The organism is Streptomyces sp. NPDC001270, assembly GCF_042896695.1.
Taxonomy (GTDB): domain Bacteria; phylum Actinomycetota; class Actinomycetes; order Streptomycetales; family Streptomycetaceae; genus Streptomyces.
The window spans coordinates 182690-190629 of sequence record NZ_JBIAXM010000018.1 but is presented as its reverse complement, the minus strand read 5'-3'; the positions used below and the strand labels follow the sequence as shown (position 1 = coordinate 190629).

At 68.1% G+C, this 7940-nt stretch carries 7 protein-coding genes and 1 pseudogene; 2 read left to right on the top strand and 6 right to left on the bottom strand.

Annotated features, from left to right (window positions below; genetic code table 11):
• Positions 1 to 302, bottom strand: a 302-nt coding sequence (locus ACFY2B_RS28590; protein ID WP_390765932.1) for a trypsin-like serine protease, incomplete at its 3' end; no start/stop codon positions are given.
• 570 nt (positions 303 to 872) lie between these two features.
• Between ACFY2B_RS28590 and ACFY2B_RS28585 the strand changes: the two are divergent.
• Positions 873 to 1127: pseudogene (locus ACFY2B_RS28585) on the top strand (AraC family transcriptional regulator); the annotation flags it as partial.
• A 22-nt stretch (positions 1128 to 1149) separates the two neighbouring features.
• Positions 1150 to 1530 carry a hypothetical protein gene (locus ACFY2B_RS28580; RefSeq protein WP_390765943.1) on the top strand — a complete coding sequence of 127 codons (381 nt, stop codon included), beginning with the start codon at positions 1150 to 1152 and terminating at the stop codon, positions 1528 to 1530.
• Between the two features lie 641 nt (positions 1531 to 2171).
• Here the strand turns inward: ACFY2B_RS28580 and ACFY2B_RS28575 are convergent.
• The 5 genes from ACFY2B_RS28575 to ACFY2B_RS28555 all read right to left on the bottom strand — a co-directional run bounded on the left by ACFY2B_RS28575 (position 2172) and on the right by ACFY2B_RS28555 (position 7904).
• Positions 2172 to 3590: a M1 family metallopeptidase gene (locus tag ACFY2B_RS28575; RefSeq protein WP_390765931.1), complete on the bottom strand. Its 1419-nt coding sequence runs from the start codon at positions 3588 to 3590 to the stop codon at positions 2172 to 2174.
• A 34-nt stretch (positions 3591 to 3624) separates the two neighbouring features.
• Positions 3625 to 4428, bottom strand: coding sequence for a M20/M25/M40 family metallo-hydrolase (locus ACFY2B_RS28570; RefSeq protein WP_390765930.1), 804 nt, complete (start codon positions 4426 to 4428; stop codon positions 3625 to 3627).
• Between the two features lie 524 nt (positions 4429 to 4952).
• Positions 4953 to 5420, bottom strand: coding sequence for a hypothetical protein (locus ACFY2B_RS28565; RefSeq protein WP_390765929.1), 468 nt, complete (start codon positions 5418 to 5420; stop codon positions 4953 to 4955).
• Positions 5421 to 5507: 87 nt separating this feature from the next.
• Positions 5508 to 6551, bottom strand: a complete 1044-nt coding sequence (locus tag ACFY2B_RS28560; RefSeq protein WP_390765928.1) for an IS1634 family transposase — start codon at positions 6549 to 6551, stop codon at positions 5508 to 5510.
• 168 nt (positions 6552 to 6719) lie between these two features.
• The gene (locus ACFY2B_RS28555) at positions 6720 to 7904 is read right to left on the bottom strand and encodes an acyl-CoA dehydrogenase family protein (RefSeq protein WP_390765927.1); all 1185 of its coding nucleotides are present in this window, start codon (positions 7902 to 7904) and stop codon (positions 6720 to 6722) included.
• Positions 7905 to 7940: the final 36 nt, after the last annotated feature.

Below are 7940 nucleotides of genomic sequence, written 5' to 3'. Positions count from 1 at the left end.
CGGTGGTCGCTGCCGACACGCACGATGCCGTCCAGCTCAAGGCCGTCACCCTTCACGCAGTGCGCCGCCGTCAGTACCCACTGCTTGTCGATCAACGACGCCCCGCAGTTCCCGTCGTTCAGACCGAGCGTGGGGGCCGACTCGGGGATGGTCGCCATGAACGGGTAGCGCTCGGTGGAGTCCGATCCGTTGACGATGGCCCCGGCGCTGCCGGCCATGACAGTGGCGCAGGCCGCAGCCGCGAGAACGCCGACGGCAGCGGTGCGGACGGAACGGCGGCGCAGTGGCTTGAAGCTGTACACAGAGAATTCCTTCTTGCTCGGTGGATCCGTACGCATTCAGCCTCGTCGTTTCCATGCCGGCCAGACCATCCGGGAAACAGGCCAGCCGATCCTATGGCCCCCATCCCCTCCGTACTGGGGAAAACCCCAGGCCCGGAGTGTGGCTGCCCCGCCAAGAAATTCACAAAGGCCGGGAAAACCCACGGAGGAAACCACCGACCTGAGAGCCAGGACACAGACGTACTCCCTACGCACGTAGATGCCGTACCGAAGACCATCCGCGACACGAAACAACCGAAACAGCGGACGCACCGCCGACGGCTGGACAGCGCCGCCCCGCAGCAATCGGGAAGAACCGCGTCGCGTTCACGGCCGCAGCGTGGTTGAACCACCTCCGCCAGGGCATTCACCAGATGGGTATCTGCGGATGGTGTACTCCTGCCTTGCCCTCATCAAGTGGCAAGAGGCAAACCGTTCAGGGACTCTCAAGACAGGGAGGGCGCGAAATGCTGATCGAAAAGGAATTCCGCAGCAAGGACTTGCCCCCGGCAGACCCATTCGGCTGCTGGCACGAACTGGCCGGCCAGGCCCATGCCTCCACTGGAGTTGCGCAGTGACCACTGCGCGGATTTCCGGGCCTCCCAGCGTGTGCTGGACCGCGGTGCACCATCCGTGTGGCCGACAATCTTCCAGCCATTGTGTTTTCGACGGACACCGAAACTGATCCGACAGTCCGATCCCGAGGGGCTGCACATCTCTCTGCCTCTGAGCGGTGCGCTGCGTGCCGTCCGGGGCAAGGAAGAGGCCGTCTGTGGTCCGGACAGTCTGTGCGTCGTCGACACCTCACGGCCCGTCGACCGCCACGGGAGTGACGACGCCAGCCTGCACACCGGAGTTGGGCTGGAGGCCCCAAACACTGCCGCCGCTGCCCCACAACCAGCTCGAACAGGCGGTCCGGCTGCGGCTGTCAGCGCAGGACGGGTTCGGCTCCCTGCTGGCACAACTGCCCACCCAACTGGCGAGAGACACTGATCCGTACCAACCGGCTGACGGGCCCCGGCCCGGGACTGTTGTGGTCGACCTGTTGTCGGCACTGATCGCCCATGCACTGGACTCGGACAACTCGCTCCCACCGGAAACCCGCCCCCAGGCGCTCGTCATAGGCACCCGTATCTTCGCCCAGCAGCACCTGCACGACCCGCACCTGAACCCGCGCGCCATCGCCGCTGGCGGGCCGCGGCAGCAGTGACGAGCAGGCCGCCGAGGGCAGGGACGAGGAACTGGTCCGGCTGCGCAGGGCCGGGAAGGAGTGGGAACTCGAACGGGGATCCTGCGCCGGGCGGCTCAATATTTCGCCGAGGAGATGAGGCCATGCGACGCCGCTGGGACTTCAACTCGCACAACCGGGCCGACTTCGGCGTCCAGTGGATATGCCGGGCCCTTGAGGTCTCTCGCGCCCTGGCTTCTACCGGTAGGTCGCCGGGGCCCGGGTCCAGGCCCAGTTCCTCGCCGACGCCCCTGACCTGGACCGGGCCGTCGGCGGCCCGCACGATCTCCCGGATCGTGCGGTAGTCGGCGGGCAGGGCGGCCTCGTCGGGACTCTCGCTGCGGTGCGGAATCAGCAGGAGCGCCCGCCCCGCCACCCGGGCGGGAGTCGGGGCGACGGCCGCGGCGGCCTCCGTCACCGGCCCGGCACACCGGCCCGGTGACGGATCGTAAAAACGCCACGTCACTCGGCCCAGCCGAACCCTGCAACGGCTCCCGCCGACCGGTCAAACGATCTCCACCGTGGGCGTCGGCCGACGACCAGCGCGAGTAACCTGCCCGCCTCTCACCCCAGATCTATGGCCTGCAACTTGGCGATGCACCAGTGCTCAATGAACCCAGCGTTCAGTTGGCCGGGGCGAGCGCCCCGAGGGACCCGGGAAAGAGGTACGGCTTCTCCGGGGCGGTGGTGCCGTGCACCCACGCGGCGAAGAACCCGGTGAGGTCCTTGCCGGAGACCTTCTCGGCGAGTGCCTCGAACTGGGGCCAGGATGCGTTGCCGTAACGGTGGTCGCGTTGCCAGCGCTTGAGGGTGCCGAAGAACGCATCGTCGCCGACCATGCGGCGCAGGGCGTGCAGCATCATGGATCCCTTGCTGTACAGGGCGTTGTCCAGTTCGCGGCCTTGGCCTGGGTCGTACAACTTCGTCTTCCAGAAGTCGGGGTCCGCCGCGCTCTCCTCCAGCATGGAACGGTAGAAGTTCTGGTCCAGGTCGTCTCCGTCCTTCTCATACCACAGCTGGACGGCGTACTGGGCGAAGCACTCGGCCAAGCAGCCGTCGCGCCAGTCGGAGAAGGACACGTTGTTGCCGAACCACTGGTGGGCGTTCTCGTGGACCATGGAGGTGTCAAAGAACCCCCAATGGTAGGTCGGGCGGCTCTGCGTCTCCAGGGAGAACGGGCCGCTGCCGTCGTCGTTGGTGATGACGATCGCCCCGGCCGAGGAGAACGGGTAGGGGCCGAATTTCGAGGCCAGGAAGTCGATGACCTCCGGCAGCAGAGCCTCGTTCTCCGTATCGATGGTGGCCCCGGGACTATAGGCATTGATGACGGGGGTGCCGTCGGAGAGCGCCGAGGTGCGCACCGTGAACTTGTCGATGGCGATGGTGCTGAGGTACGTGGCCATCGGCCGGTCCTCGTACCAGCGGAACGTGGTGGCGCCCCGGTCAGTGGTTGTGGCGCCCGGCCTGCCGTTGCCGACCACTGTCCAGCCGGTGGGGACCGTGGCGGTGAGCCGGAAGGTCGCCTTGTCCGAAGGGTGGTCGTCTGCCGGGTACCAGGCCGTTGCGGAGTGCGGCTCGCCCGAAACGTTCGCGCCGCCGTCAGCGAGGGTGTGCCAGCCCTCGCCGACAGGTTCGCCGGAGTAGCGGACGCGTACGGCGAAGCGTGCGTTCTTGGCGAGCGGCCGGGCGGGGGTGACGACGAGTTCGTGCGCCCCCTCGCGGGAGACGGAGGCGGCTGGGACGCCATCGACGGTGACGGAGGTGACCTCAAAGCCTTCCAGGTCGAGGTGGAACTGGGCCAGGTCCTGCGTCGCGACAGCCTCTACTGTGGTGTCGCCCTCCAGGTGGCGGGGGTGGGCTGGGTCGTAGTTGACGTGCACGTCGTACTGGGTGACGTCGTAGCCAGAGTTCCCGTCATCCGGGTAGTACGGGTCACCGGCGCCGGAGGTGGCGGAGGCAGGCAGGGTGGTGAGTACGACACTGGCGGCCAGGGTCGTGACCACAGCGGTGGTGCGGCTGTGATGTTTCCGGCAGGCGGGCATACGTATCCTCCTCGGAGGTGTCGGAAGGGTGGAGTCAGCGGTGTCCGGCGAGCTGCCAGACCGTGTTGATGAACGCGTTGGTGCTGGTGGTCTCGGTCGTCGGGTCCACGTTCTCGACGCGGTCGCACACCTCGTGGTAACAGTCGTCGAGTCCTGTGGCGAATCCCCCTACGGGGATGCCGGCGTCACCGAACGACACGTGGTCGCTGCCGCCGATCCCGATCCCGAACGTGGGCAGGTTCCGGGCCGCGAAATACTCGTTGAACGCCTCTGCGGCCGCGGGATCGTCTTCGACGACGAGCCACGTCCTGTTGCCCTTGGTGCCGGCCATGTCCATGTTCAAGTAGACGTCGATCTGGTCGCGTTCGACGGCGGACAGGTCCCGCACATAGGCAGCGGATCCCACCATGCCCGCCTCCTCGGCACCCCACCAGGCGAACCGTAGATGGCGCTGGGGCGTCATACCTGTCTTGGCCACCTCAAGCGCGGTGGCGAGCAGGGCAGCCGAGCCTGAGCCGTTGTCGTTGATGCCGGGGCCGGTCTCCACGCTGTCGAGATGCGCCCCGGCGAACACGATGTGCCGTGCATCGCCGCCAGGCCAGTCCGCAACGAGGTTGTAACCGGCGCTGCCGTCGTGCGTGAAGCGATGCAGAGTGGTGCGGAAACCGGCCTTGTCCAGCGCGGCCTTCACATAGACGACCGAGTCGCGATAGCCCTGGGTGCCGTGGGCGCGGTTGCCCCCGTCGTGGTCCGCGATCCGCTGCAGTGCGGTCAGGTGCGGCATGACCTGGTCTGCGGTGACGACGGGCGGGGTGAGGTTCGTGTGCGGTTCAGCCACGGCGGGGATGCCCAAGGGGACGCCCACGAGAACGGTGCACAGGCTGAGGACCGCGGTCACGGCGCGCAGGCCGGTCGATGTGCCGAGACGGGACCTTCGAGGGCCGGATACATGGGGGTGAAAGGTGCCAGGGTCTGCCCTGTGGTGACCTGCAGTGTTGGCCGGGTGCATCGGTGCGGGCCTCTCTGGTGGTGGTGATGAAGGGTGCGCCCTGACGCCCGGACACGCGAGATCAGGGACAGGCGGTCGCGGTGTTCGCGAGCCCGGACGGAGAGACGGGAGTGGGGTGAAGTCGGCTGTAAAGAGATCGCAAAGTATCGAGGGGAATGCTTCTGTACGGCGGAGGGGGAGACGCGTCGCCACCGGGCGGCCGTAGTGGACCCTTGACGCCCTGGCCACCGCGGCCAGGCGGCGGGCATCGAGATCGGCCGCAGCCGGGTCCGCCGGATCCTGCCGGCCGGGGAGTGCGCCGGCGCCGCACCCGGTCCTGGATCCACTAGACCCGGACTTCGCGGGTCGTCCTTTTAGGTCTGCGGCCAGCGGGTTCGTGTGATGTCGGTGTCGAGTAGGTCGAGGAGGTGGAGTTGGACGCCACGGGTGAGCTGGACGGTGGGCGGCTCGGTGACGCTGCCGATGCGCAGGGTGAGTTCACCGAGGTGGTAGAAGATCATGCGGCCGGTGGGGCGGACCCGGCGGTTGTCCGGGTAGCGGCCGGTCATGATCTGCCCGGGGCCGAGTGCGCGTCTGACCTGCCGTTCAATGAGGCAGAACACGAGCAGGGCCAGGCAGATGACCTGGATCAGGGCGGCGACGCGCCGGTTGTGCTGAACGAAGACCGGCCCGACCGCGAAGGAGCCCTTGAAATCGTGGTAGCGCCGCTCTACCGTGCCCTGGCCTTTGAAGTGGATCAGGACCTGGGCCGGGTCGGCCCGGCCTGCGGGGACGGACGTCAGCATCGCGTACCAGCCGTCGACGGCGGCCTCGGCATCCACGACGTCCTGGTCGAAGCGCCAGGCCAGGGCGGAAGTGCCGTGCTCGTCGGTGGTAATCGTCCAGTTCAGGCAGGCGGTGACGCGGCGCTAGGCGGCGATGACCCCGGCCCGGGCCGCGATCTTCCCGGGGGTCTTGCAGTGCCGGCCGCCGACCGCACCGGCGAGCTTGTCCATCTCCTCCCGGGCGCGGGCCAGACGCTTCCCGCGGGCCTGGCGCCGGCCCCCCGCGACAACGGTGGAACGGATGAGGATCCGCCGCACCCGGTGCACCGGATCCCGCTTGCGGGGCCCGGCCAGGGTGTGAACATCTTCCAGCACCCGGTATACCTCCCGCTCACCGGCAGGCTTGCGCGCGTCCCTCTCGGGCACCCAGTCCACCACCTGCGCCTGGGCGAGGTCCAAGGCGGCACAGACCTCATCCTTGACCTGCACGGCCGGGACGGGCGCGATGAAATCCACCCCGGCCGCCAGCAGTGCGGTGACATTCGCGCAGGACACCAGCCTGGAGTCGGCGACCACCAGGAAAACCTGCTCACCGGCCATGCCCTGCAGATCCTTCATCGCCCCGACGAGCTGGCTGACCTCGGCCGCACCGCCACCGAAGACACGGGCGTGCACGGGAATACCACCGTCGGCGGACACCGCGAGCCCGGCCCGGACCTGCTTCAAATCCACCCGCCGGTCCCTGGGATGCCCGTAGCCGATGACCGGGTACTGCCCGTCCTGGTCTGCGTCCGGGAAGGCGCCATGGACGGACATGCTGGTCATGTCCCAGTGCAGTCTGGACACGTCGACCCCGAACTCGGCGACCGCCCGTCCCCCGACAGTGCCCGCAATCCGCTCCAGCTCCGGCGCGATCGCATCCAGGGCCCGGGCCAGACGGTCATCGTTGAGCAGGTCCGGCCCGATACCGAAGACCTCCTCCACCGCCCAGGTGCGGGCCCAGTCACCGACCCGCACCAGCGGCGCGGGCGACATCAGCCGGCTGGCCACCAGCACCTCGACCACCTGCCCATGAGTCAGATGCGCGCTCGGACCACCCGGACACAACTCGTCGACGGTCCCCGCGACGTCCAGCCGACGCAGAAACTCGGCAGCGACAGGCAGAGCGCCCAGACGCTTCTCCACCACGGACGTCACCACCACATCAAGGCGCTGACGCTCAGACCGTGGCCTCGGAGACCGGGAAGTCATCGACACACCCCACCCAACGCCACACCACCGGCCCAGGACACCACCGGCCCAGGACACCCCCGGACCGGTCACACCATACGAATCAACGACCCGCGAAGTACGGGACTAGAGGAACGGGGTCCTGGCATCCAGCCCCGACAACACCCTGCCGTACAGCTCCAGGTTGGCGGTGGGGTTGACGAACGAGTGCAGGCTCAGGGCGTTGAGGTCCCGCACGATCCGCTGGATCGGCACCTCCCGGTGCAGGGACGAGGCACCCGAAGCGGACCCGATCAGGTCGGCGGCCTCCTTGCACAACCGCGTCAGATACCCGCACTGCGCCCTGATCCTGGCTCGCTGCCGCGTCGTGTACGGCTCTCCGTCGGCCACCCTGGATTCCATCAGCCCCACGAAGTCGGCGGCGAGCAGTTCCGCTGCGGAGACCTTCATCTCGGCCTCGGCGAACTGGAGATGCGTCACCGGGGCCTCGTGCTGACGCTTGTAGCAGGTGTACGTGATGCCCCGCTGGTGGATGCGCTCCCTGAACTCCGTCAGCGCCGCCCGTGCCAGGCCCAGGGCGTTCGCGGCCGTCCAGGCGCTGAACAGCAGCAGCACCGGCATCCGGTAGAAGGGGTCGGCGCTGTTACGCCGCGACGGGAACGCGCCCGCCAGTAACGGCCCCACCGGCAGGACGCGACGGGCGGGCACGTGAACATCCCGGGCAACGACGGTGTTGCTGCCGCTGCCGGCCAGACCGGAGACGTTCCAGTCGTCCAGCACCGTGAGATCGGTCATGGGAATCGCCAGCCACAGCATCTCCGGCGGGCCTTCCCCGGTGTCGGCCTGTGCGGTCAGCAGATGCCAGTCGGCGTCCTGACAGCCGGTCGCGAAGGGTGAGTTTCCGTTCACCGTATAACCGCCGTCCACCGGAACGGCTTTCGAGCTCGGGATGAGCGTGCCACCGATCCGTACATCGGGACCGGTGAAGATCTCGTCCTGGGCCTCGTCGGGGAACAGGGCCGCGATGAACGCGCACCCGGCCTGGATCAACGCCATGAACCCGGCCGACCCGCACGCGGCGGAGACCTCGCTCAGCGCGTCGACCTGAGTCCGCAACGAGGTCTGGTACCCCCCGTAGTGGCGGGGAACGTTCATCCGGTGGACTCCGGCGCCCGTGAGAGCCTCGACGACCTCGCCCGCAACCCGTCGTTGCTGCTCCGTGTGCAGGGCGTGCGAGCGGATGAGCGGCTGGAGCTCGCGTACACGCTCGACGAGGCCGGTGTCCGAACGAGGTGCTGGCGAACCGGCCAAGGAGCGACCTCCGGTCTCGGGTCAGGAGCACCTTCA